Source organism: Stenotrophomonas sp. P5_B8, from assembly GCF_054049855.1.
In genome coordinates this window covers 1-1578 of the sequence record NZ_JBFULO010000637.1, presented here as the reverse complement: position 1 = coordinate 1578, position 1578 = coordinate 1, and the positions used below count along the sequence as shown (strand labels likewise).

Annotated in this window: 2 protein-coding genes; one reads left to right on the top strand and one right to left on the bottom strand. The window is 61.7% G+C overall.

Annotated features, from left to right (window positions below):
- Positions 1–333 (top strand): NAD(P)H-dependent glycerol-3-phosphate dehydrogenase (locus tag ACXJKH_RS20250; protein ID WP_457322048.1); only part of this gene is annotated, 333 nt, incomplete at its 5' end.
- A 257-nt stretch (positions 334–590) separates the two neighbouring features.
- Here the strand turns inward: ACXJKH_RS20250 and ACXJKH_RS20245 are convergent.
- Complete coding sequence (locus tag ACXJKH_RS20245) at positions 591–1163, bottom strand: OmpO family porin (RefSeq protein WP_457322046.1); 573 nt, start codon at positions 1161–1163, stop codon at positions 591–593.
- Positions 1164–1578 lie beyond the last annotated feature (415 nt).

The window sequence follows — 1578 nt, the reverse complement described above, 5'->3', positions numbered from 1 at the left end:
ATCGGGGCCAAGCCCGAGACCCTGATGGGCCTGGCCGGGCTGGGCGATCTGGTGCTGACCTGYACCGGCGATCTGTCGCGTAAMCGTCGCCTCGGCCTGGCGCTGGGACGCGGCCAATCGCTGCAGGATGCGGTGCGCGAAATCGGCCAGGTGGTCGAGTCGGTGCAGACCGCCGACGAGGTCATGCGCCAGGCCCGCCGCCACGGCATCGACCTGCCGATCTCCGATCGGGTGCGGGCGGTACTGCACGGCGAGCAGACGCCGGAAGAGGGATTGCGTGCCTTGTTGGCACGCGAGCAGAAGCCGGAATATCCGGACACGCTGTTCAAATGATCCACGAAGACCCCGGCCCAGTGCCGGGGTTTTTGTAGGTGGGCCCACCCCGGAAACGCAAAAACCCGGCACAAGGCCGGGTTTCTGCGTGGCGTACCGACGAGGGTGTCGCCATAGGGGGTAGAGCCGACCGATGGTCGGCTGCCGTCCGCAAAAAACACGGCGGCCTTGCATAAGTGAAGCCCGGCGTAAACCGGGCTTCATGGCGCAGGGGAGAGAGACCGCGCCATCCAACAACGTACCGCGGTGTTCCGGTATTACCAGGTGAAGCGCGGACCGACGAACCATTCCTTGTCGCCGCCCTTGGCCAGCTTCACTTCGCCAGCCAAGCCCCAGTTCTGGTTGAACTTGGCCTGGGCGCCAACGCGGCCGTAGAACTCGCCGTCCGGGTTGATGCCGTGCTTCTTGCTGTAATCCTCGTAACCGGCCATCACGTAGCCTTCGATGTTCGGGGTGAACGCGCTGCGCACGCCCACTTCGGTCGAGTAGCCGTTGAAGTCCAGGCCGTGCTTCGGATCGAACTTCTGGTAGGCCACGCGCGCCACCAGGTCGGTGGTCGGGGCGATGCCGTAGTTGTAGCCGACACCCACCTTCCACTGGTCCACGTCATTGCTGCCGCGCTTGGTTTCCTGCACGTTGTAGTCGCCAAAGACATGGAAGTTCGGCGCCACGGCGACCGAGCCCTTCACCGCCCAACCGTCGGCGTCGCCACCCTTGGCGTCGGTGTTCACGTAGCCGCCTTCGACATAGTTGTACGACAGGCCATCGGTTGCCGAAGCAGCGAACGGCAGGGCAGCAAGCAGACCTAGGGCAAGCAAAGAAGTCTTCATATCGGGACACACCTTTAATTATTTTGGTTTCGTCGACCGCCCCTCCGGGGAGGGGAGAGAAGGACGGTCGACAGGTGTGAATTATCCGTTACGCGATCTAATCGACCCTGAATATTGAACTGAGCGGTATATGAATGAAGCGCGCGTTCAGGGAACTTGGCCGTCGCAGTCATAGCCGAGGTCTGTACAAAAAATCCCTAAACCGCACCGAGCGATGGCACGCGTCAGCGCAGCCGTGCTCTAAGCAGAGGCGAGGGCCAATGCAAGCTCGCGACCATTGCACCAAACGTATCAGGAAGAGGTTGATCCCCGTCTGGAGGGTGGGCCTGTAACACGCAGTTCTTCGAATCACTGTTCGGAGCGCCGGTGAACAATGAAGACGATTTGCTCGATCCTGTAATCCGACACTGGCTTC